Source organism: Dyella sp. LX-66 (genome assembly GCF_018599165.1).
GTDB classification, from domain to species: domain Bacteria; phylum Pseudomonadota; class Gammaproteobacteria; order Xanthomonadales; family Rhodanobacteraceae; genus Dyella_D; species Dyella_D marensis.
This window is the reverse complement of record NZ_JAHFVJ010000007.1, coordinates 205,795-229,676: the sequence shown is the minus strand read 5'-3', so window position 1 is coordinate 229,676 and position 23,882 is coordinate 205,795. Positions and strand designations below refer to the sequence as shown.

Genomic DNA, 23,882 nt, shown 5'->3' with positions numbered 1-23,882 from the left:
ACGAGGCCACGGGGAGGACCGTGGTGTTTTCCAAAACTGGAGAGAACTGCGGCATGTCACCTGTTCACGTATCCGATCTTCCGCCCTCGCTGCGGCCTGCGTTGCCCAAGCCGCGCCGCACACTCATCGCCGTGCTGCTCGCCGTGCTCGGCATCGGCTCCGCCCAGGCCGCGGACGATGCGGCCTTCGGCAACAGCGCCATCGCCGCACGCTGGTCGTATGCCGACGGCAAGCTCGATCGCGTGGTGGTGGACGACAAGATCAACCAGCGCCCGCTGGAGATCACTGCGCCCTTCGTGCTGACCCTTGCCGACGGCAGCAAGATCACTACGGCCGACATGCACGCCAGCGCGGCGCCGAAGACGGCGGCGCTCAAGGCCAACGCCAAGGCTTCGCGCCTGGCCGAACGCCTGAAGGGGCAGTCGGTGCAGACCAGCTTCACCGACGCCAACGGCCGCTTCCGCGTCGACTGGCAGCTGGTGCAGCGCGAAGGCTCGGATTACCTGCGCGAGATCGTCACCGTCACGGCGCTGAAGCAGGACGAGGCGATCAAGCGCATCGACCTGCTGCAGGCGAAGCTCGCCGACGCGGAAGTGATCGGTACGGTGGCCGGCTCGCCGGTGGTATCGGGCCGCGATTACCTCGGCTTCGAACATCCGCTGTCCGGCAGCCAGGTGCACGGCAGCAAGGTGAATCTGTGGATCGACCGCGAGCTGCCGCTGCGCAAGGGGCAGTCGGTGACCTACTCGGCGGTGATCGGCGCCACCCATGGCGACCAGCTGCGCCGCGATTTCGCCGCCTATGTCGAACGCGAACGCGCGCGGCCTTACGCGCCGTTCCTGCATTACAACTCCTGGTACGACATCGGCTACTTCACGCCCTACACCGAGGCGCAGGCGCTGGACCGCATCCATGCCTTCGGCGAGGCGCTGAGCGTGAAGCGCCACGTCAAGCTCGATTCCTTCCTGTTCGACGACGGCTGGGACGACCGCAGCGGCAGCTGGCATTTCAGCAAGGACTTCCCGCACGGCTTCCTGCCGCTGCGCGACGCCGCCGCCAGGTACGGCGCGGCGCCCGGCATGTGGCTGTCGCCCTGGGGCGGCTACGGCCCGCCGAAGAAGGAGCGTGCCGAGCGCGGCGCGCAGGCCGGCTACGAGATCATCGACGGCGGGCTGGCCCTGTCCGGTCCGAAGTATTACCAGCGTTTCCACGATGCGGTGATGGAGCTGGTGACCAAGGACGGCGTCAATCAGTTCAAGTTCGACGGCACCGGCAATGCGGACAAGGTATTCCCGGGCAGCGTGTTCGACAGCGACTTCGGCGCGGCGATCCAGCTGATCGAGGACATCCGCGCGGCCAAGCCGGGCACCTATATCAACCTCACCACCGGCACCACGGCCTCGCCGTTCTGGCTGCGCTACGCCGATTCGATCTGGCGCGACGGCGAGGACGACGACCTCACCGGCGTGGGCAGCAAGCGTGAGCGCTGGATCACCTACCGCGACCGCGAGACCTACCGCAATATCGTGGTGAAGGGGCCGCTGTTCCCGCTCAATTCGCTGATGCTCCACGGCATCATCTATGCGAAGGAAAACCGCAACCTCAGCAGCGACCCGGGCCACGACTTCGCCAGCGAAGTGCGCTCGTACTTCGCCACCGGCACCCAGCTGCAGGAGCTCTACATCACCCCCACGCTGCTGACCGAAGCGGATTGGGACGTGCTGGCCGAGGCCGCGCGCTGGGCGCGCGACAACGCCGACGTGCTGCGCGATTCGCACTGGATCGGCGGCGACCCGGGACGCCTGGACGTGTACGGCTGGGGCGCGTGGTCGCCGAAGAAGGCGATCGTCACCTTGCGCAATCCGGATGCGCAGCCGCAGACGGCCGTGCTCGACCTGGCCCGCCAGCTGCAGCTGCCGGCCGATGCCGCGCGCAACTTCGGCGTGCGCGACGTGTGGAAGACCGGCGGCGGGCAAGTGCCCGCTTCGCTCGATGCCGACCATGCGGCGACGGTGCAGCTGGCGCCGTTCGAAGTGCTGACGCTGGAACTGACACCCACGCGCTGAGCGGATCCGGCCGTCCGCCACGGGAGGTGCGCGGACGGCCGGTGATCTTCGGGGAGGTAGGCATGACTACGTTCGAGCGCACGAGGCGCGGACTGTTGAAAGCGGCGGCCCTGTTGCCGCTGGCGGGCACGCTGGGCGGGCTGGCGCGGGCGGCGGAGCAGACGCCGTCCGCTGCCGATGCTGCGCAGGCGAGCTTCGCGATCAAGCCGGATGGAGCGGGGCGCGTCGTCAGCGAGTCGCTGGCGAGCCTGAGCTACGAGACCGGGCAGCTGGCGGATCCGACGTTCTTCTCGGCGGGCAACCGCTCGCTGGTGGAACTGCTGCGCCGTATGAACCCGCAGGGCGTGCTGCGCATCGGCGGCAATACCAGCGACTTCACGGTGTGGAGCGAATACCGCGGCGCGCTGCCGCCGCAGCAGGTACGCAAGGGCGGGCCGCAGCATCCGGTGGTGCTGCGGCCGGAAGCCTTGCGCGAACTGGCCGGTTTCCTGCGTGCGACCGGCTGGAAGCTGATCTTCGGCGTCAATCTGAAGATCGGCGTGCCGGCGATGGCGGTGGAGCTGGCCCAGGCCGTGCGCAAGGCGGTGGGCGACGACCTGGTGGCGATCCAGATCGGCAACGAGGCGAACAATTACGCGAAGGACTACGCCAGCTTCGAGGCGATGTGGCTGCCGTATGCCGAAGCGTTGCGCAAAGCCGGCCTGCCACTCGGCGGGCCGGATACCGGCGCCAACTCCGACTGGGTTGCCGAGTTCGCCCGGCGGCACGGCAAGGACAGCGTCTTCCTCAGCCGCCACTACTACCGCGATGCCGCGCCGCGCGGTTCGATCGGCGACCTGCTCGGCGGCGATCCCGGCTGCATTGAAGATACCGAGCGCTTGACCGGTCTTGCCGACGCTACTCATCTGCCGCTGCGCCTGACCGAAGCCAACTCGTATTACTTCGGCGGCCGCGACGGCGTCAGCAACGTCTTCGCTTCCGCGCTCTGGGGCGCGGACTTCATGCTCGCACTGGCGCAGCTGGGCGTGGCGGGCATCCATTTCCATGGCGGCACGCTGGCTTCGGTGGAAGCTTCTCTTGGCCGCGAGGCCAATGCTTCCACCACGGCGACGGACATCGCTGCGCGCCGCGATGCCGTGAGTTCGCGCTATTCGGCCATCGCCGGCAATGTCGAACTGGGTTTTCAGCCGCGGCCGCTGTTCCACGGCATCGAACTGGCGCAGCGCTTTGCCGGCGCGCGCATGCTGCCGGCGCGTTTCGACACCGGCGGCGCCAACCTCGGCGCCTATGCCGCGCGGCGCGGCGACACCGTGCTGGTCGCCTTGATCAACAAGGACTGCCTGCGCGATGCCGGCGTCGCCATCGGCGGCCTGGCCGGCTACGGCAAGGGCAACACCATGCGCCTGCGCGCACCGGCGCTGGACAGCCGCGGCGGCGTGAGCTTCGCCGCTGCCAACGAAGACGTGCACCTGGATACGCAAGGCGCGGCGCGCATCGCCGTGCCGCGCGGCAGCGCCGCGCTGCTGAGTTTCGAACGGATGGTTTGAAAGGGCCGGCATGGACGCCGATAGCTGCCGGCCGCGCGCCGGCAGCGGGGAAGGAGCGGTCAATCAATGAGCCATAAAACGATTGGGGAGTTGCCGAAATGAACAAGCGTCAAGCCAAGTACCAGAGTCTGTGTCCAAGCGCATTGAGCCTGTTGATCGCGCTCAGCCTCACCGGCGGCATCGCGCATGCGCAGTCCACCACCGGCAGCATCGTCGGCCAGGTGCCGGCGGGCATGGGCGATACCGTCACCCTGCAGAGCGGCAATGGCCTGCAGCGCGACGTGGCGGTGGACGAACGCGGCCGTTATTCGGCCAACCAGCTGCCGCTGGGCAATTACACGGTGACCTTGAAGCGCGGCGGCCAGGCCGTGCAGACGCGCGACAACGTAGCCCTGCGCGTAGGCGCGGCCACCGACGTGTCGTTTACCGAAGCCGCCACCAAAAACCTCGAAGGCGTCAGCGTCTCCGCCAATGCACTGCCGGCGATCGACGTGACCAGCGTGGACTCGCGCACGGTGATCACCTCCGAGCAGCTGGCCAAGCTGCCGCTGGGTTATTCGGCCGAAGCGGTGGCGCGATTGGCGCCGGGCGCGGTGAACAACGGCGGCGGCTTCACCAGCGCCACCGGCGGCTCGCTGGTCAGCTTCGGCGGTTCGGGCGCCAACGAGAACGCGTACTACATCAACGGCTTCAATACGACCGATCCGCTGAAGTCCGAAGGCGGCCTGACCTTGCCCTACGGCTCGATCGACCAGGAAGAGGCCTACACCGGCGGCTACAGCGCGCAGTACGGGCGCTCCGACGGCGGCGTGCTGAACATGGTGGGCAAGCGCGGTACCAACGAATGGCATTTCGGCGGACGCGCGAGCTGGGAGCCGGCTTCGCTGCGTTCCTCGGCCAAGAACTTCTATTACGAGAACGGCCTGCCCAATCCGCCGCTGCCGACCGGCTCGCTGTATTCGCCGCGCGAGAAGAACGAATACTGGATCACCACCTACGACGCCTATGTCGGTGGCCCGATCATCAAGGACAAGCTGTTCTTCTTCGCCTCGGCGGAGATGTCCAAGCAGCAGGGCAGCTCGGTCGGCACGGTGACCAGCAGCTCGCCGTACCAGACCTACCAGTACAAGATGCCCAAGTGGTACGCGAAGCTGGACTGGAACATCAACGACAGCAATATCGTCGAACTGACCGGTGCCTCCAACAAGCGCTCCTACCAGGGCAACCTTTACCGCTACGACTTCCAGAACATGGTGCCCGGCCGCCTGGTCAGCCATGCCGACGGCACCAAGAACGGCGGCGACCTGTGGACCGGCAAGTACACCGGCTACCTGACCGAGAGCCTCACGCTCACCGCGCAGTACGGCAAGATGAAGACGCGCGCGTTCCAGCAGCCGGTCGGCTATGCCCCGGATCTGACCTACGTGTCGGGCATCACCTCGCAGAACCCGGCCATCGTCGGCAACCAGCCGCGCTTCAACAACCAGACCACCACCTCGCTGTACGACCCGGACCGCGGCAACACGGTGACCAACCTGCGCCTGGCGCTGGAATACAAGCTGGGCGACCACACGCTGACTGCCGGCATCGATAACCTCACCGCCGAAGCGCTGAAACAGGGGCGGGTGACCTCGGGCCCGGGCTACAGCTGGAGCTATGGCCATTCGGATCATCCGACCGCGCCGCTGGATCCGGGCCTGGGCGTGGGCCCGACCGCGGGCTTCCCCAACGGCGCCACCGGCTATTACGTGATGAAGAACGTCAACAGCCAGCTGGCCAACGTCAAGACCGTGGAGCATGCGCAGTACATCGAGGACAACTGGCAGTTCAACGACCGCCTGCTGCTGTCGCTCGGCATCCGCAACGACCAGTTCACCAACTACAACGCCAACGCGCAGCCGTACATCAAGCAGACCGCGCAGTGGGCGCCGCGCCTGGGCTTTGCCTGGGACGTCAACGGCGATTCCAGCTTCAAGGTGTTCGGCAATATCGGCCGCTACTACCTGGCCTCGCCGCTGGAGCCGGCGCTGAGCGCCGCCGGCGCGCAGACCAGCACCACGCAGTACTTCACCTATAGCGGCATCAATCCGGACGGTACGCCCAGCGGGCTGACCCAGATGTCGCCGCCGGTCTCGGCCAACAACAACTTCGGCGTGCTGCCCGACCCGAAGACGGTGACGGCCAAGGACCTGAAGTCGATGTACCAGGACGAGTACATCCTGGGCTTCACCAAGACCCTGGGGCAGGAGTGGGTGTACGGCGCCAAGGCCACCCGCCGCGTGCTGCGCAGTGCGATCGACGACTTCTGCGACGTCGACCTGATCACCGCCAAGGCGCAGGCGCTGGGCTACAACGTCAGCTCGCTCAACAGCTGCTATCTGATCAACGCCGGCCGCGCCAACACCTTCGTGGTGCTGGACGATGCGGGCCAGCACCACGACGTGAAGCTCAGCCGCGAGGAACTCGGCTTCCCGGACATGAAGCGCAAGTACTACGAACTCGATCTGTTCCTGGAGCATCCGTTCGACGGCAAGTGGTACGGCAAGCTCGATTACGTGTTCTCGCGCAGCTACGGCAATACCGAGGGCTGGACGCAGTCGAACGTGCAGTCCGACGGCCCGAGCGAATCGGCCGACTGGGACAATGCGCCGATCATGGTCTACAGCAATGGCGACCAGGGCAACGATCACCGCCACCAGATCAAGCTATGGGGCTATTACCAGATCACGCCGGAATGGCTGGTGTCGGGCAATGTGTCGCTGATCTCGGGTGCGCCGAATGTGTGCCTGGGTCTGTTCCCAGGTGACAATCCGGATCCGTCCGGCTATGGCTCCTCGTATCACTTCTGCCGCGGCGTGCCGGTGACGCCGGGCAGCATCGGCCGCCTGCCGTGGCAGCGTCAGGTGGACCTGGGCGTGAAGTACACGCCGGACTTCGCCGCGCACAAGCTGGGCTTGCACCTGGACGTGTTCAATGTGTTCAACAGCCAGCCGGTGGTGAACATCACGCCGAACCTGTATGCGAAGTCCGACGGCACCTTGAATCCGCTGTACGGCACGCCGCGCGTCATGCAGGCGCCGCGCTACCTGCGCTTCTCGGTGACTTACGACTACTGATGAGCGACGGCACAGGGACGTGCCTTTCCATGAATTGCCCATCCGGCCACATGGCGTGTCCGGATGATTTGAACTGCAGAGGGCGGAGACATCGATGGCTGGTTTGGGGCTAATCAAGGCAGGTCCGATCTTTGTTCTCCTGTGCGGGATGTCCGCCATGCATGCCCAGCCGATGCCAGCCAAGGCCGTGGCGGCGCCCGTCGCCGCGGACGACGATGCCAACGCGCCCTACAAGGTCTACGACGCCACACCGGCTATCACCATGGGCCCGCTGCTGCTGGACATGGCCGAGGACTCGGTGGTGATCGAGTGGATGACCGATGCGCCGAGCGACGGCAGGGTCAGCTATGGCGAGCATGCGCTCGATCATGAAACCGTGCCGCAGATCGATGGGCTGGTGCCGGTGGACACGATGCACCGCGTGGTGTTGCGCGGACTGCAGCCCGGGCGCACCTATCAGTACCGTATTGCCTCGCGGCGCGTGGTTGCGCTGAGGCCTTACTGGCCGGACCGCGGCAAGACCGTGGAGAGCCAGATCTACAGCTTCACGACGTTCGATGCGTCGAAGCAGAGCACGAGCTTCGCGACGATGACGGACACGCATGAGAACGTCGAGCGCGTCCGCGCGCTGGCGGAACTGGCGCAACGCCAACCGGTGGATTTTGTCGTGCATACCGGCGATGGCGTGCATTACGCCACCGGCGAGAACCAGGTGAAAGACAAGTTCCTGGAGCCGATCGCCACCGGTCTGCAAGGCCGCATGCCGCTGATCTATGCGCGCGGCAACCACGAATACCGCGGCGAGTTCGCCCGTTCGCTCGGCGATTACCTGCATGCGCAGGAGGGCCGCTACTACTACACGCGCGACCAAGGTCCGGTGCATCTGGTCGTGGTCGATACCGGCGAGGACAAACCTGACGCAACCAACGTCTATGCGGGCCTCAACGATCTGCGCGCGTATCGTGCAGAGGAATACGCCTGGTTCAAGCACGTGCTGGCCGATGAGCCGCGGGTGCGCACCGCGCCATTCACCGTGGTGCTCGGCCACGATCCCGAATGGGGTTGGCTGGACGGCGCCAACGCCGAATGGACGAAGCGGGCGAACGAAGCCAAGGTCGACCTGTTCATCGCCGGCCATCTGCACCGGCTGGAACGGGTGAAGCCCGGCGAGCGCGGCAACGACTTCACCATTCTGGCTTTAGGCCAGGACCAGATCGCGCGGGTCGAAGCGGACGAGCGGGAGCTGAAGGTCTCGGTGATCGACCGCACGGGCAAGGTGCTCGATGCCTTCACCCTGAAGCGCAAGAACAAGTAGTCTCGCCGACATCGTCCGCGGAGAGGTGAGCCGATGCGTAGCGGCATGAAGTGGTTGCTGGCGGGCCTGCTGGCCGCGGTCTCCTGCAGTGCATCGGCCGGTGCCGTGTTCGATGCGGCGCCCGCACGCGCCGCGCTGAAGCGCCTGCTGCCCAGGCACGAAGCGCAGATTGCACTCGCTGCGCTTGCCCCTGGCGCTGGCGATCGCTACAGCATCCGCGGCACGCCGGGGCATATCGAGATTGCCGGTACTTCGCCGGCAGCCCTGCTCACCGGCGTCGAGGCTTATCTCGAACAGGTACCCCACGTGAGCATCGGCTGGCCCGGCGACAGCCTGGATCGTCTGCCCGCGACGCTGCCGGCACCATCGCGGCCGATCGAAAGCCACGCGTTGGTGCCCGACCGCTTCGCGCTCAACGACGTCGACGACGGTTATTCGGACGCCTATCTCGACTGGCCGGGCTGGGAACGCAAGATCGACCTGCTCGCATTGCGCGGCATCAACGAGGTGTTCGTGCCGGTAGGCGCGGAGGAGGTGTATCGCCGCGCGTTCCACGAGTTCGGCTACAGCGACGACGAGTTGCGCGCATGGATTCCAGCACCCGCGCATCAGCCGTGGTGGCTGCTGCAGAACATGTCGGGTTTCGGCGGGCCGATGTCGGCGCAGTTGTTCGCGCAGCGAGTGGAGTTGGGTAGACGCATCGTCGAGCGCTTGCGTGAACTGGGTATGCAGCCAGTGCTACCGGGCTATTTCGGCACGGTGCCACCAGGTTTCGCGGCGAAGCAGCCCGGTGCGGCGCTGGTGCCGCAGGGCGAGTGGGTGGGATTCCAGCGGCCGGACTGGCTGGATCCGCGCGATGCGCATTTCGCCAAAGTGGCCGCTGCGTTCTATCGCCACCAGCGCGAGCTGTTCGGCGATGGTGTGCTGTACAAGATGGATCTGCTGCATGAGGGCGGGCGCGCCGGTGACGTGCCGGTGGGCGACGCGGCGAAGCAGGTGTTCGCTGCGCTGGATGCCTCGCATCCAGCCGCGCGCTGGGTGCTGCTCGGCTGGCAGCACAATCCGCCGCATGCGGTGATGGAGGCGGTGCCGCACGAGCGGCTGCTGATCGTCGATGGCCTGTCCGACCGCTACAACGGCATGGACCGCAAGCGCGATTGGGCGGGTGCGCCGTTCGCGTTCGGCACGATTCCCAATTTCGGCGGCCACGCCACGCTGGGAGCGAATGCCGGTGTGTGGATCCAGCGCTTCGCCGCGTGGCGGCGCGAGGATGTGGGTTCGCTGCGCGGCATCGCCTACATGCCGGAGGGCAGCGGCACCGATCCGGCCACGTATGCGCTGTTCACGGCCCTGGCCTGGACGCCGGTGCCGGACGATGCGCCGCGCTGGTTCGAGCGCTATGCGGTGCATCGCTACGGCGGCGACGACGCCCACGCGCGCGCTGCGTGGCGCATCCTCGCGCAGACCGCTTATGCGATGCCGTCGGGCGAGTGGTCGGAACCTCACGATGGCTTGTTCGGCGCGCGGCCGAGCCTGGATGCGCGCAGCGCGGCGACGTGGTCGCCCACCGCGGCGCGCTACGACCTTGCACGCTTCAACGGCGCCGTCTGCGAGTTGCTGAAGGTAGCGCCGGCATTGCGCAGTACCTCGGCTTATCGCCACGACCTGGTGGACGTCACGCGGCAGGCGTTGAGCAATCGATCGCGATTGCTGCTGCCGCGCATCAAGGCCGCCTACGAAGCAAAAGACGCGAAGCAGTTCCAGGCACTGACCACCGAATGGATGGACGACATGGCAATGCTCGACCGCCTGCTCGCCTCCGACCCCGACTTCCTGCTCGGCCGCTGGCTGATGCATGCAAAAGCCGCGGCGCGCGACGATGCCGAAGCAGCACAGCTCGAATACGACCAGCGCTCGATCCTGGCCAGCTGGGGCGACCGCTCCGGCGCCGACCGCGGTGGCCTGCACGACTATGCCAACCGCGAGCTGGCCGGCCTGGTCGGCGGACTCTATGCGCAGCGCTGGCGGCATTTCTTCGACACGCTGCAAAGCGGCTTGAATGGCGGCGAGGTGCAGGCGATCGACTGGTTCGCGCTGGAGCAGGCGTGGGCGCACGCGCGCGAGCCGCAGACGACGGAACCGGTGGGCGATGCCTGGCAGCTCGCCGGCGAAGCCGCGGGGCAGCTGGGCTTGTGCCGCGGCGGCGCAGGTGCACCGCCGCGGGGTCGCTGAGTTCAGCCCGTGCGTGCCGGCAGGAAAGTTTGCCGCGGCGTCTGGGCTTCGTCGCTCAAGGCGCTTTGCAGCAGCTCGAGCACGCGGCCGCCCTGGTCGGCGAAGACCAGCTCCAGCGGCGTATAGCCGTCCAGAACGTCGATGCGGGTGTGGAACAGCCAGTCCCACACGATGTTCCGGTCCGGCTCCAGCCGTTCGGCCAGATCGAAGATGCGGCGGATGATGCCTCGGCTCATGGCTTAGAAGGCGTAGCTCAGCGAGACGAAGTAGCTCTGCGTGTGGCTGCCGTCGACCATCGGGCTGTTCTTCGCCGCGCCGGGCAGGCGTGTATAGCGCAGGCCGCCGGAGGCGATCCAGCGGCTGGATATGTTGTAGTTGGCGCTGACGCCGGCGTAGGGCGAGGAGCCGCCGCCTGCGCGATAGAACGGCAGGCCGCTGCGCAGCGCTTCGGCGCTGCCGATGCCGTAGTAGTAGTTGTTGAGCGCGCCGCTGGTGTAGGTCACGCCTACCGAGGGGATCAGCGAGAAGCGGCCCTGGATCACCGGATAGCTGTAGCTGGCGTCGAACACGTTGCCGCCGCCGTGGCCGGTGAATTCCTTCTGCGCGCTGGCCTGCAGCAAGCCCCACGAGGCGGTGTGCCGCCAGGCGATGCCGGCGGTGCCGGAGATGTCGCGGTCGGACAGGCGGCGCAGGCGCGGATCGTCGCTGTCGCCGTGCACGAAGCGGTTGCCCATCGGCGAGGCGATGATCGACAGCTCGTCGCTGTCGGTCTTCAGCAGGCGGTAGCCGACGGTGGCGCCGCGCAGGTAGAACGACTTGCCTTCGTAGCTGACCAGGGGCAGCGGCCAGGCCTTGTTGTTGTAGTCGCGGTAGGGGCTGGGGCTCCACACCGCGCCGAGGCCAAGGGTCCAGCCACCCTGCGGGGCAGCGGATTGCGCCATGGCGGCGGAGCAGGCGAGCGAACAGATCGAAGCGGCCGACAGGACGGCCAGGCGCAGCATGGAAGTGGGCATGTTGGACTTAGGGGAGTGCGGGGGAGGGAAGTGCAAATCGCGCGCATGCTGCGCGTTGCACATTGCCTCAACATTGCGCCGGCGTTCGCGGGGCGAATGCTAAAGTCCCGCCCGCACTAATCTCCCCGGGTGCAAGGAGCAACTTCCACATCATGCGTATCCTGCTCGTCGAAGACGAACCGGAAATGGCCCAGGCCGTGCGCGCTGCGCTGCGCCGCCACGGCATGCTGACCGACATCGCGCCCAGCATTGCCCTGGCCGCCGAAGCGCTGCGCCAGCAGGTGCACGACCTGCTGCTGCTCGACCGCCAGCTGCCCGATGGCGACGGCGCCACGCTGATCGCGCTGGCGCGCCAGTGCTGCGCGGACCTGCCGGTGATCATGCTGACCGCGCGCGGATCGCTGGCGGACCGTGTCGGTGGATTGGATCTGGGCGCGGACGATTACCTGGTAAAACCCTTCGCGGTGGAAGAACTGCTGGCGCGCATCCGAGCCATCTCGCGCCGGCCTTCGCAGCTGGCGCTGCCCACCGCGCGCCTGGGCAATCTCAGTTTCGACTTCTCGGCGCACGAGGCCTTCGTCGACGAGCTGCGCCTGCCCCTGCCGCGCCGCCAGCTGCTGGTGCTGGAAGCGCTGTTCCTCAGGCTCGGGCGCACCGTGCGCCGCGAGGTGCTGCAGGAGTCGGTGTACGACTTCCAGGACGAGATCCAGTCCAACGCGCTCGACGCGCATATCTCCAAGCTGCGCCGCGCGCTGGCCGATGCCGGCGCGCAGGCGGACATCCACGTGATCCGCGGCGTCGGCTATCTATTGAAGGAGCGCTCCCATGGGCGCGAAGAATAAATCGCTCACCGCGCAGCTGGCCTGGCGCCTGATGCTGCTGCAGATCCTGATCATCCTGGGCATCGCCGCGGCGATCACCTACACCATTGCCGACAACGGTTCGTACATCGTCGACAGCGTGCCGGAAACGATCGAGCGCGCGCTGCACGTCGATGCCTCGGGCCAGCTTGTGCTGCGCGACAGCGAGGACATGCGGGCCTTGCTGCGCGATGCGCCGGAACTGTGGTTCAGCGTGGAAGACGGCCAGGGACGCAAGCTTCAGCATGGCGGGATTCCGGCGGCCTATCGCCCGCTGCTCGCGTCGCTGAGCGAACTGCAGGCCTCGGAAATCCACATCAAGCGTGCGCCGTATGCCTTGTCCATGCGCGTGTTCGTGGCGGATACCGCGAGCGGCAAGCTGCACATCATGTGCGGCGGCCTGGCCTCCAACTCGTCTGGCACCTTGTTCATGCTGGTGGTGCGCTATCTGGGCTGGCGCATGACCTTGCCGCTGGCGCTGCTGACCCTGATCGTGATGCCGCTGCTGATCCGCCGCGCCATGTCCGGCGTGGCCGAAGTGGCCGAGCAGGCGCAGGCCATCGATATCGACGAGCGCGGCGCGCGCCTGGCCGATCATGCCGTGGCGCGCGAATTCCAGCCGCTGGTGCAGGCTTTCAATGCCGCGCTGGCGCGCCTGAACGAAGGCTACGATGCGCGCGACCGCTTTCTCGCCGACGCCGCGCACGAGCTGCGCGCGCCGATCGCGATCCTGGAAGCGCGCATCGGCACGCTCGAAGCCGGCGCCACGCGCACGCGCCTGCTCACCGACGTGGCGCGCCTGTCCAACCTCGCCGAACAGTTGCTCGACCTGCAGCGGCTGGGCCGGCAGCAAGGCGTGTTCGAGCCTCTGGACCTGGTGGCGCTGGCCAGCGAAGTCGCCGCCGACGCGGCGCCGCTGGCGGTGGACGCGGGCTACGACATGGCGCTGGATGCACCGCAGGCACCGGTGATGGTGCTGGGCGACCGCCTGTCACTGTCGCGCGCGCTGAACAACCTGGTGCAGAACGCCATCGCGCATGGCGGCGGCAGTGGCTTGATCGGCATCGGCGTCAATGAGGATGGCACGCTGGGTGTCACCGATCAGGGGCCGGGCGTTCCCGCGGACGAGCGGCATCGCGTGTTCGAACCGTTCTATCGCCTGCGGCCGAGCAGTACCGGCGCCGGCTTGGGCTTGCATCTGGTGCAGGAGATCGTCGCGCTGCATGGCGGCAGGATCGAAGTGAGCGAGGCGCCCGGCGGCGGCGCGTGCTTTCTGCTGCGCCTGAAGCCGCTGCAGGCGGCGCGGCTGGAGCGCTGACCGCGCGCCTTCATTTCGTTCTGCGGTCGGAGCGGAACGCGCTGGTGATGTCCATGGCGATTTCGCGCGCACCCAGGGCGGTGCCGGAGGCCGGCGTCGCCGGCGTCCCGGGAACGCTGGCCGGCCTTGGTGCGAGCGTGCCTGACGATGCCGGCGCCACGGAGGAAGATGCGGCGCCGGACGCCGTCGGGCGCCGCGCCACCGGCGCCAGCAGCGCCCCGGGCGAGCCGCCGGTGGACAACACCGGGAAGGCGGACGGTGACGGCGTCGGCGCGCTCAGGGTCGGCATGTAGCCGCCGCCGCTCATGGCCGCGCCGGAGGTGCCGAGCGGATCGCGAAACGGTGAGTAGGGACGGTCGGGCAGCAGGTGGCGGCTGCCGTCGTCCAGGTCGCTCATGCTGTGCCGAGCCAGTTTCATCACCGTGGACTGCTGCGCCGGCGGCAGGGTGGTGAAGTGCGTGTCCAGGGCGCGCTTGGCGCTGTTGCGGCGTTCTTCCCAGCCGCCGCTGGCCGAGGAGTCCTTGAGGCTGCCGGCGCCGTCGGCGCCGCTGGCCGATTGTCCCGGCGCCATGCTCATGATGGTGGTGGCGCCGGCCAGCACGCCCGCCACGCCGGAGGTGACGCCCGGCGTCTGCAGCGCGCGCATGGTCTGGTGGCGCAGATAGTCGTGGCCCGCGGCCTGGCCCGAGGTGCGCACGCCCGAGCCGGTATGCCCGGCCACGCCGCCGCCGGGCACGCTGAGCACGGTCTGGGCGGTGTCGGTGCGCGCGCCGTCGCTGGCTTCGGCAACATGCCGCACGTTCTCTTCGTGGATGCGGGTGCCCGAATACGAGGGCAGGACGGTGTTGCTGCTCCAGCTGGGCAGGGTGGCGGTGCCGTCGCTGTGCACCGAACGGCGCGACAGGAAGCGCATGGTGTCGGTGGGCGCGAACGCCTCGTGGTAGCCGCTGCTGTGGCCGGAAGTGGTGGGGTTGGAGGGGAAGCGGAATTCGCTTTCGTCGATCGGCCTGGCGCGCACCACCTTGTCCGTGCCCAGCGGCCGGAAACCGCCGGAGCTGGCTTGTGCCGCGGTGAGCGTGCGGTCGTGCGCGGCGCTGTAGGGCGACACCATCGGCGAGAGCGTCGGCGTGGCGGACGGCGTGAGCAGCATTGGCGACAGCGCGGACGGCGAACTGGCGGGCGCCGTCGAATGCGGCGTGGCGCTGGTGCCGCCCGGTGTCGCGAGCAGCGGCGCGCGTGGCGGTGGTGGGCCCGGCAGCAAGGGTGCCAGCGACGAAGAGGCGACGACGGTCGCGGGCCTGGGCGTGCTCGCTGGCGGTCCCATCATTGGCGACAGCGGCATTGGCGACAGCGGCGTCGGGCGCGTCGGTGGAGCGCCCATCGGCGTCATGCCGCCCGTGCTCGCCGCCGCCGCGGCGCGCGAGGCCGAGCGGGTGACGCGCGTACTCACTGGTGTCATCGCGCTTCCGCTGCGGCTACGCCGGCTGCCGCCGCCGGATCCCGAGCCGGATCCGCTCGAACCGGATCCGCCCGAGCCAGACCCGCCCGAACCGCCAACCCCGCCGAAGTCGTGTGGCATGACCCTGATTCCCCCATCAAGGAGCCCGGAGGTTACTCCCGGCTGCGCCCCGCTCGCCAGGGCAGGGCGCGTTGGGCATTCGCGCACGGCCACGGCCGCCGCCACGCGCTACCATCGAACGGCTTTCGCCCAGCCCGGACGCCACGCGGATGCGCCTCCATCCCCTGCCAGCCTGAGGAGTCCCCGTGCGGCGAAGAGCCTTCCTGCGCCTGAGTGCGCTCGCACCGTTGGGTGCGTTGAGCCTGCGTGTCGATGCGGCAACGGCCACGCCGACGCACGCGGAGCTTGTGCCCGATGGCCGCGTCCATCGCTTCGCACTCGGCAAGCGCGAGTTCCTGCTGGATGGCCGTCCATTCCAGATCCGCAGCGGCGAGATGCATCCGATCCGCGTGCCGGCGGAGTACTGGACGCAGCGCATCCGCATGGTCAAGGCGATGGGCCTGAATACGGTGGCCATCTATCTGATGTGGAACGCGCTGGAAAAAGAACCCGGTGTGTTCGATCTGGAAAGTGGTAACCGCGACTTCGTGCGTTTCATCAAGCTGTGCCAGCAGGAAGGCATGTGGGTGTATCTGCGCCCCGGTCCGTACGTCTGCGCCGAATGGGATTTCGGCGGGCTGCCGCCGTATCTGCTGCGCGAGCCGGATATCCGCGTGCGCGACAAGGACGATCCGCGCTACATGCAGGCAGTGGCGCGTTATCTCGACAAGATCGCGCCGCATATCGCGCCGCTGATGGCGGACAAGGGCGGGCCGATTCTGATGGTGCAGGTGGAGAACGAGTACGCCTCGTTCGGCGGCGACCTGGCGTATCTGGAGAAGATCCAGGCGATGTGGCGCGAGCGCGGCATCGAGGGGCCGTTCTCCATTTCGGATGGGCTGGGCACGATCCAGAAGCAGAAGACGTATCTGCCCGGCAGCGCGCTGGGCCTGGATGGCGACACCGATTTCGCCGCGGCGCAGGCGATTGCGGGCGAGGCGCCGGTGTGGGTGGGCGAGGGTTATCCCGGCTGGCTGACGCACTGGGGCGACAAGGATTTCCAGCGCGGCGATTACGTGGCGACGCTGAAGAAGCTGATGGCCGAGGGGCGCTCGTTCAATCTGTACGTGGCGCATGGCGGCACCAATTTCGGTTTCGGCGCGGGCGCCAATGCGGATGCCGATTACGGCAAGTTCGATCCGGTGATCACCAGCTACGACTACGGCGCGCCGATCGACGAGCGCGGTGCGGCGACGGCGGATTACCGCGAGTTCCGCCGCATCATCGGCGAGAAGCTGGCGCACCCGCTGCCGGCGATTCCCGCGGCGCCGCCGGCGATGCGGTTCGCGAAATTCGAGCTGCAGCCGTATGCGTCGCTGTGGGAGAACCTTACGCCGGCGAAGCCGCTCGACAAGGGGCCGGTGGCGAACGAGCTGCTGTTCGGGCAGGACCACGGCATGGTGCTGTATCGCGCGATGTCACCGAAGGGTGGGCGCCTGTCCGTCGAAGGCGTGCGCGATTACGCCACGGTGTTCGGTGCGGGGCGCTATCTCGGCTACATCTCGCGCGTGCGCAAGCCGGGCTTGAGCGAGGCCACGCATGTGGAGGTGCCGGCGCCGCTTGCGCGGGATGGCGATGCGATCGAGATCCTGGTCGACAGCTTCGGGCACGTCGGCTATGGGCAGGCGATGGCGGACCGCAAGGGCATCGTGGGCGAGATACGGCTGGATGGCGAGGTGCAGCAGCATTGGTCGGCGCATGGTTTTCCGCTCGACGATGCTTATCTGGCGGGGCTGCGACCGTTGGAGCGGCAGCCGGAGCGGCCTGGGTTGTTCTTCAAGGGAACGCTGACGCTGGCGAAGACGGCGGATACCTATCTGGACATGAGCGCCTGGGACAAGGGCTATGTGTGGGTGAACGGCCATCTGCTGGGAAGGCATTGGCGGATCGGGCCGCAGCAGCGGTTGTTTTGTCCTGCCTCGTGGTTGAGGGCAGGGGAGAACGAGGTGCTGGTGTTCGATATGCATCGTGTTGAAGCGGCGGCGATCGAGGGGTTCGAGCACCTGCACGAGTAACACACGCGATGGCGTAGGTTGGGGTGAGCCAAAGGCGAACCCCAACGGCGTGGTGTGTTTCGACGTGGGCGTGTTGGGGTTCGCTGCGCTCACCCCAACCTACACGGCTCTCAGAACTCCACGTGTGCGCGCAGCGCCACGAACCTCGCCGGCCCGCGGTCGCGGTTGTAGCCCGGGTGCCGCACCCACTGAACATCCGGGCTCAGCGTCAGATGCTCGAACGGCACGAAGCTGTAGTACGCCTCTATGATTTGCTCGCGGCCGTAATTCAAGGCGCCGTCGCCCAGCACGAAACCGCTGCCGCCCAGCTCCAGATATTCGCGGTGCGGCGAAGACAGCGCGTTGATCGCGAAAGCCAGGCTGAAATGATCCTGCTGGCGTTCCCAATGCGTGCCGGACAACTGGAAACCGCCGCTCAGCGTGCGATCCACTTCGGTAAACGCAAACGACTCGTTGCGCCCGTCGTTCCAGCCGGCGCGCATGAATAAACCGGTTTCGCCGCCATCGGCCAGCGGCAGTTCGCCATTGAGGCCGACGCCGTACTTCTTGCGGCCGGGGCGGTCGTCCGCGCGGATATCCGGCGTGCTGCCGGTGGCCATCGCCTGTGCGATCACGGTGCGGTACACGCCCATGCTCGCCTGGTTCTGGAACACCAGTGCGCGCAAGGCCCAGCCATCCTTGTCCGGCTGGATGGTCAGTTCCAGCTGCTGCCCGCGCGCCTTGCGCAGCGATTCCACCAGGTGCGAACCGTTCGCTTCGGTGGGCATGCGGTAGATGCCGTAGCGCAGGCTCCAGCCGGCTTCGACCAGGCCCAGCATCAGGCCTTCGGTGTAGCCGCGCGTGTCGGCGGCGAAATCCCAGGCCACGTTGTTGAACAGCGCCCAGTTCATGAACTGCGTGCGGGTGCCGTCGGCGTAGCGGTTCTTGTCGAAGTCGTCGTTGATCGCCATCTTGCCGATCTTCACTTCGATGCGGCGCGCGGCTTCCTTGCCGGGCAGCTGGTCCATGGCGCGCTCGTTGTCCTCGGTGTCGTCGCCCAGCGGCAAGGTCCAGCGCAGGAAGCGGCGCGCAACGTAGGGCGACTTGCCCAGGTTGGCGGAGCCGGAGCGGATCACGTCGCCATTGGGCAGGCCGGCCATGCCGGTGGCGCCGCTGACGCCCTGGCCCTTGAACATCTCCACGTCGAAGTAGAACTGGAAATGCGCGGGCAGGGCGACGCCGAAGTAGGCGCCGAAGGTGTGCGAGCGGGCGGTGTCGGTGCGTGCGCTGAGGCTGAGCGGGCCCGCATACGGCGAATGCACGCGGTCCTGGTGCTGGTCGATCATGGTGTATTGCGCGCCGAGGAACTGCGGCACGAAGACCGTTGCTTCGTCGGCATGCAGGGCAGGGACGGCGAACAGTGCGGCGAGCGCCAGGAGACGCAGCGATTTCATTCCTACTCCGGTACGGCGCGGCCCGTGCTCCCCCGCGGCAGAGCGCATGGTGGCATGCGCGTGTGGCACGTCAACGTCAATGATGTCCACGCCGGAAAACAGAAAGGCCGCCTTGCGGCGGCATCGTTCCAAAAGAAAAGGCCGCCTTGCGGCGGCCTTTCGATCCTGCATCGGGCAAACCATCAACCGCCGCGCGAAGCCTTCTTGCGGTCGTTCTCGGTGAGGTGCTTCTTGCGCAGGCGGATTTCCTTCGGGGTGATCTCGACCAGCTCGTCGTCGTCGATGAAGTCCAGCGCCTGTTCCAGCGAGAACTTGATCGCGGGGGTGAGCTGGATCGCATCGTCCTTGCCGGAGGCGCGCATATTGGTCAGCGGCTTGGGCTTGATGGCGTTGACGGTGAGGTCGTTGTCCTTGGAGTGGATGCCGACCAGCTGGCCTTCGTACACCGAGTCGCCTTCGGCGGCGAACAGCTTGCCGCGCTCCTGCAGCGGCCCCAGCGAATAGGCGGGGGTGTTGCCGGCGGCGTTGGCGATCATCACGCCGTTGAGGCGCTTGGCGATCTGGCCTTCTTCCTTCGGACCGTAGTTGTCGAACACGTGGAACAGCAGGCCCGAACCCTGGGTCAGGGTCTTGAACTGGTTCTGGAAGCCGATCAGGCCACGCGCCGGGATCATGTATTCCAGGCGCACGCGGCCCTTGCCGTCCGGCTCCATGTTCTTGAGCTGGCCCTTGCGCACGCCCAGGCGCTCCATCACGGGGCCCTGGTGGATTTCTTCCACGTCGACCACCAGCTGCTCGATCGGCTCCATCTTCTGGCCGCCGATCTCCTTGATGATCACTTCCGGACGCGACACGGCCAGCTCGTAGCCTTCGCGGCGCATGTTCTCGATCAGCACCGACAGGTGCAGCTCGCCGCGGCCGGAAACCAGGAACTTGTCGGCGTCCGAACCCTGCTCGACGCGCAGCGCCACGTTGTGGACCTGCTCGCGCTCCAGGCGCTCCTTGATCTGGCGGCTGGTGAGGAACTTGCCGCCGGAGAGGTCCTTGTTGCCGGCGAACGGCGAGTTGTTCACCTGGAAGGTCATGCTGATGGTGGGCTCGTCCACGGTCAGCGCGGGCAGCGCCTCGGGGGTGTCGAGCGCGCACACGGTGTCGGAGATGGTCAGCTCCTGGATGCCGGAGATGGCCACGATGTCGCCGGCCTCGGCGGTCTCCTGCTCGATGCGCTCCAGGCCCATGAAGCCCAGCACCTGCAGGATCTTGCCCTGGCGCTTCTTGCCGTGGCGGTCGATCACGGCCACCGGCATGTTCTTCTTCAGGGTGCCGCGCTGGATGCGGCCGATGCCGATCACGCCGACGAAGTTGTTGTAGTCCAGCTGGCTGATGCGCATCTGGAACGGGCCTTCCGGATCCACTTCCGGCTTGGGCGCGTGCTTCATGATGGCTTCGTACAGCGGGGTCATGTCGCCTTCGCGGGCTTCCGCGTCCAGCGAGGCGTAGCCGTTCAGGGCCGAGGCGTAGACGATCGGGAAGTCCATCTGCTCCGGCGTGGCGCCGAGGCGGTCGAACAGGTCCCACACCTGCTCCACCACCCAGTCGGGGCGGGAGCCGGGGCGGTCGATCTTGTTGACCACCACGATCGGCTTGAAGCCCATCGCGAAGGCCTTCTGGGTCACGAAGCGGGTCTGCGGCATCGGGCCGTCCATCGCGTCGACCAGGATCAGCACGGTGTCGACCATCGACAGCACGCGCTCCACCTCGCCGCCGAAGTCGGCGTGTCCGGGCGTGTCCACGATGTTGATGCGGTTGCCCTGCCAGGTGATGGCGGTGTTCTTGGCCAGGATGGTGATGCCGCGTTCCTTTTCCTGGTCGTTGCTGTCCATCACGCGCTCGGCGAGCACGGTGCGCTCGGAGAGCGTGCCGGACTGCTTCAGCAGCTGGTCGACGAGCGTGGTCTTGCCGTGGTCGACGTGGGCGACGATGGCGATATTGCGCAGATTTTCGATGGACATGGAGTGGGCTCGGGCGGCCGGGATGGCCGTCGCGTGGGTTTCTCAAGGGCGAATCGGACGATTATACGGGCTTATGTGACAACTTGCTTGTCGTCCGCCCAGCCGGAGCCCCAGGCGGTTCAGGCCGCCGTCCGCGCCCGGGTCACCCGGCTGGCGGTTTCCTTGTGCAGCTGGGCGGCCAGCCAGGCCCCCGCGGCCACCAGCAGGTCCAGGTTCACCCCGGTTTCCATGCCCATCCCGTGCAGCATGTAGACCACGTCCTCGCTGGCCACATTGCCCGTGGCGCCCTTGGCATACGGGCAGCCGCCGGTGCCGGACACGGCGCTGTCGACCACCCGCACCCCTTCCTCCAGGCAGCTGAGGATGTTGGCCAGGGCCTGGCCGTAGGTGTCGTGGAAGTGCACGGCCAGGGCGGCCATGGGCACCTCGGCCGCCACCGCCTTCAGCATGGCGCGGGCCTTGGCCGGGGTGCCGACGCCGATGGTGTCGCCCAGGGAGATCTCGTGGCAGCCGAGCTGGTGCAGGCGCGCGGCCACGCGGGCCACGTCCGCCACCGGCACCTCGCCCTGATAGGGGCAGCCGAGCACGGTGGACACGTAGCCACGCACCTTCACGCCCTCGGCCCGGGCCAGCTCCAGCACGGGGCGGAAGCGCTCGATCGATTCGTCGATGCCGGCATTGATGTTCTTGCGGTTGAACGCCTCGGAGGCCGCGGTGAACACCGCCACCTCGGTGGCGCCCACCTCGCGCGCGCGCCGGTAGCCCTGCTCGTTGGGCACCAGCACGGGGTAGCTCACCCCGGGCACCTTGCGGATGCCCTGGAACACCTCGGCGGCGTCGGCCAGCTGCGGCACCCACTTGGGGCTGACGAAGCTGGTGGCCTCGATGGTGGCAAGGCCGGTGGAGGAGAGGCGGTCGATCAGGGCGATCTTCACGTCGGCCGGGAGCATGGCCTTTTCGTTCTGCAGGCCGTCGCGGGGGCCGACTTCGACGATGCGGACGTGGTTGTCGGAGCTATTCATGGGCGCTTTCCGTCAGGCGGTCGTCTTCGTATGTCACATGCGGTTGCGATGCGTGCGGCTCAAGTTGGGGTTCGCCTGGCGGCTCACCCCAACCTACGTGGCGAAGCGCACCAGCACGGCGTCGGCTTCGACGAAATCGCCCTGCGCGGCGCCGATGCTGTCGATGGTGCCGGCGCGCGGGGCCTTGAGCGCCAGTTCCATCTTCATCGCTTCCATCACCAGCAGCTCCTGGCCTTCTTCCACCTGGTCGCCCGGCTTGGCTTTGACCAGCACGATGCGGCCCGGCATCGGCGCCGTCACCTGGTTGCCGCCGCCGCCTTCCTTCGAGGCCCATTCGAACGCGGCCGCGCGCATGAACCCGTGGCGGCGGCCGTCGGCGTCGTGCAGCAGCACGCGCTGCGCATCGGCGCGCAGCGGCAGGCGCAGCGCTTCGCCGTCGAAGCGGGCGCTGAGCGCGTTGCCGTCGTGGCGCGCGCCCTGCACCTGGCAGCTGTCTTCGCCGTGGCGCAATTGATAGTTGCCGTCGTGGCCGTGGGCTTCCACTTCGTAGCGCTGCTCGCGCAGCGACAGCGCCACGATGCGCTTGCCGGCATGGCCGACGCGCCAGGCGTCGGCGCGGGACCAGGGCGAATAGGGGTCGCTGCCATGCGCGGCCTGCGCCACCACGGCGTGCTCGTCGTGCAGCAGCGCGGCGACGGCGGCGGCGAACAGCAGCTGCGGCGCGGGCGCGGCGTCGCCGGCCAGGAATTCGTCGAGGTGGCGGTCGAGATAGCCGGTGTCGATGCGGCCTTCCACCACCACCGGGTGGCGCGCCAGGCGCTCGAGGAAGGCGATATTGGATTTCGGCCCCGCGATCTCGCAGGCCATCAGCGCTTCGCGCAGGCGCTGCAGCGCTTGCGCGCGGTCGCGGTCGTGCACGATCAGCTTGGCGATCATCGGGTCGTAGAAGATGGTGACCGTGTCGCCTTCGATCACGCCGCCGTCCAGGCGCACGTGGCGCGACGGTTCCGGCAGGCGCAGGCGCAGCAGCTTGCCGGAGCCGGGCAGGAAGTTCTGTTCCGGGTCTTCCGCGTACAGGCGCACTTCGATGGCATGGCCCTGCGCGTGGATCTGATCCTGGCGCAGCGGCAGCGCTTCGCCGGCGGCTACGCGCAGCTGCCATTCGACCAGGTCGAGGCCTAAGGTTTCCTCGGTGACCGGATGCTCCACCTGCAGGCGCGTGTTCATTTCCATGAAGAAGAATTCGCCGCCGGGACCGACGATGAATTCCACCGTGCCCGCGCCGACGTAATCCACCGCGCGCGCCGCGGCCACCGCGGCCTCGCCCATGGCGGCGCGGCGTTCCGGCGTGAGGAAGGGCGAGGGCGTTTCCTCCAGCACCTTCTGGTAGCGGCGCTGCGCCGAGCATTCGCGCTCGTTGAGATGGATGACGTTGCCGTGGCTGTCGCCGAACACCTGGAATTCGATATGGCGCGGATGCTCGACGTAGCGTTCCAGTATCACCCGCGTATCGCCGAAGGCATTGGCCGCCTCGCGCTGCGCGGAGGCGAGCGCGTCGGCGAATTCCTTTTCGCTGCGCACGATGCGCATGCCCTTGCCGCCGCCGCCCGCGGCGGCCTTGATCATCAGCGGGAAACCGGTGCGGCGCGCCTGTTCGGCGAGGAAGTCCGCGTCCTGGTTGTCGCCGTGGTAGCCCGGCACCAGCGGCACCGCGTGCTTTTCCATCAGCGCCTTGGCGGCCGCCTTGGAACCCATGGCGTCGATGCTGGCCGGGCGCGGGCCGATAAAGGCGATGCCGGCCTCGGTGCAGGCACGCGCGAACGCGGTGTTCTCGGACAGAAAACCGTAGCCCGGATGGATGGCCTGGGCGCCGCTGCGCCGGGCCACGTCGAGGATGGCGTCGGCGCGCAGGTAGGAGTCGGCCGGACGCGGCCCGCCGATCGGCCAGGCCTCATCGGCGAGGCGCACGTGCTGCGCATCGGCGTCGGCCTCGGAGTACACCGCGATGGTGCGGATGCCCAGGCGGCGGCAGGTGCGGATCACGCGGCAGGCGATCTCGCCGCGGTTGGCTATGAGTACGCGCTCGAACATGCACGGGTCCGTCGTAGGTGGGGTGCAAAGTCCGTAAAACTAGCAGAACGGGCGTTTCAGGCCGATGCGCGGCGCAGCATTCATGCGGCTCCCTCTCCCCTGCGGGGAGAGGGTTGGGGTGAGGGGGACCTACGGAGCGGTGAAGCGCGAGCATCAAAGCGAGCGACGCTTCGTCGAATTTCCATCTCGAGCACCCGCCCCTCATCTGCCTGCCGGCATCTTCC

15 protein-coding genes are annotated in these 23,882 nt (G+C 67.6%); 8 read left to right on the top strand and 7 right to left on the bottom strand.

The annotated features are described in order from the left end of the window. Positions 1-53: 53 nt before the first annotated feature. The 5 genes from KK141_RS15770 (at position 54) to KK141_RS15750 (ending at position 10,276) form a co-directional block, all read left to right on the top strand. Positions 54-2,066, top strand: a complete 2,013-nt coding sequence (locus KK141_RS15770) for an enterotoxin (protein WP_250901784.1) — start codon at positions 54-56, stop codon at positions 2,064-2,066. A gap of 62 nt (positions 2,067-2,128) precedes the next feature. Further along, positions 2,129-3,613, top strand: a complete 1,485-nt coding sequence (locus tag KK141_RS15765; RefSeq protein ID WP_214571516.1) for a hypothetical protein — start codon at positions 2,129-2,131, stop codon at positions 3,611-3,613. 98 nt (positions 3,614-3,711) lie between these two features. Further along, complete coding sequence (locus KK141_RS15760) at positions 3,712-6,729, top strand: TonB-dependent receptor (RefSeq protein WP_214571515.1); 3,018 nt, start codon at positions 3,712-3,714, stop codon at positions 6,727-6,729. A 157-nt stretch (positions 6,730-6,886) separates the two neighbouring features. Next, positions 6,887-8,044 carry a metallophosphoesterase family protein gene (locus KK141_RS15755; RefSeq protein ID WP_214571514.1) on the top strand — a complete coding sequence of 386 codons (1,158 nt, stop codon included), beginning with the start codon at positions 6,887-6,889 and terminating at the stop codon, positions 8,042-8,044. 33 nt (positions 8,045-8,077) lie between these two features. Then, complete coding sequence (locus tag KK141_RS15750; protein ID WP_250901783.1) at positions 8,078-10,276, top strand: alpha-N-acetylglucosaminidase; 2,199 nt, start codon at positions 8,078-8,080, stop codon at positions 10,274-10,276. Positions 10,277-10,278: 2 nt separating this feature from the next. On the opposite strand, the gene KK141_RS15745 is transcribed toward KK141_RS15750, so the two are convergent. Together KK141_RS15745 and KK141_RS15740 are read right to left on the bottom strand one after the other, a co-directional pair. Continuing rightward, positions 10,279-10,512 (bottom strand): hypothetical protein, encoded by a 234-nt coding sequence (locus tag KK141_RS15745; protein WP_214571512.1) that lies wholly within the window; start codon positions 10,510-10,512, stop codon positions 10,279-10,281. A 3-nt stretch (positions 10,513-10,515) separates the two neighbouring features. Continuing rightward, positions 10,516-11,289: a MipA/OmpV family protein gene (locus KK141_RS15740; RefSeq protein ID WP_214571511.1), complete on the bottom strand. Its 774-nt coding sequence runs from the start codon at positions 11,287-11,289 to the stop codon at positions 10,516-10,518. Between the two features lie 152 nt (positions 11,290-11,441). Here KK141_RS15740 and KK141_RS15735 point away from each other — a divergent pair, with 152 nt between their 5' ends. Next, positions 11,442-12,131, top strand: a complete 690-nt coding sequence (locus tag KK141_RS15735; RefSeq protein WP_214571510.1) for a response regulator transcription factor — start codon at positions 11,442-11,444, stop codon at positions 12,129-12,131. Continuing rightward, positions 12,115-13,467 (top strand): HAMP domain-containing sensor histidine kinase, encoded by a 1,353-nt coding sequence (locus KK141_RS15730; RefSeq protein ID WP_214571509.1) that lies wholly within the window; start codon positions 12,115-12,117, stop codon positions 13,465-13,467. Before KK141_RS15735 ends, KK141_RS15730 begins: the two co-directional genes overlap by 17 nt. 10 nt (positions 13,468-13,477) lie before the next feature. Here the strand turns inward: KK141_RS15730 and KK141_RS15725 are convergent, their stop codons facing one another. Then, positions 13,478-14,926: a hypothetical protein gene (locus tag KK141_RS15725; RefSeq protein WP_214571508.1), complete on the bottom strand. Its 1,449-nt coding sequence runs from the start codon at positions 14,924-14,926 to the stop codon at positions 13,478-13,480. 305 nt (positions 14,927-15,231) lie between these two features. Between KK141_RS15725 and KK141_RS15720 the strand changes: the two genes are divergently transcribed. Then, the gene (locus tag KK141_RS15720; RefSeq protein WP_214571507.1) at positions 15,232-17,100 is read left to right on the top strand and encodes a beta-galactosidase; all 1,869 of its coding nucleotides are present in this window, start codon (positions 15,232-15,234) and stop codon (positions 17,098-17,100) included. 110 nt (positions 17,101-17,210) lie between these two features. Here KK141_RS15720 and KK141_RS15715 read toward each other — a convergent pair whose 3' ends face one another. From KK141_RS15715 to KK141_RS15700, 4 genes are all read right to left on the bottom strand, one after another. Continuing rightward, positions 17,211-18,533 carry a carbohydrate porin gene (locus tag KK141_RS15715; RefSeq protein ID WP_214571506.1) on the bottom strand — a complete coding sequence of 441 codons (1,323 nt, stop codon included), beginning with the start codon at positions 18,531-18,533 and terminating at the stop codon, positions 17,211-17,213. Between the two features lie 182 nt (positions 18,534-18,715). After that, positions 18,716-20,545 (bottom strand): translational GTPase TypA, encoded by a 1,830-nt coding sequence (gene typA, locus KK141_RS15710; protein ID WP_214571505.1) that lies wholly within the window; start codon positions 20,543-20,545, stop codon positions 18,716-18,718. A 119-nt stretch (positions 20,546-20,664) separates the two neighbouring features. Further along, complete coding sequence (locus KK141_RS15705) at positions 20,665-21,567, bottom strand: hydroxymethylglutaryl-CoA lyase (protein ID WP_214571504.1); 903 nt, start codon at positions 21,565-21,567, stop codon at positions 20,665-20,667. Positions 21,568-21,660: 93 nt separating this feature from the next. After that, complete coding sequence (locus KK141_RS15700; protein ID WP_214571503.1) at positions 21,661-23,658, bottom strand: biotin carboxylase N-terminal domain-containing protein; 1,998 nt, start codon at positions 23,656-23,658, stop codon at positions 21,661-21,663. Positions 23,659-23,882 lie beyond the last annotated feature (224 nt).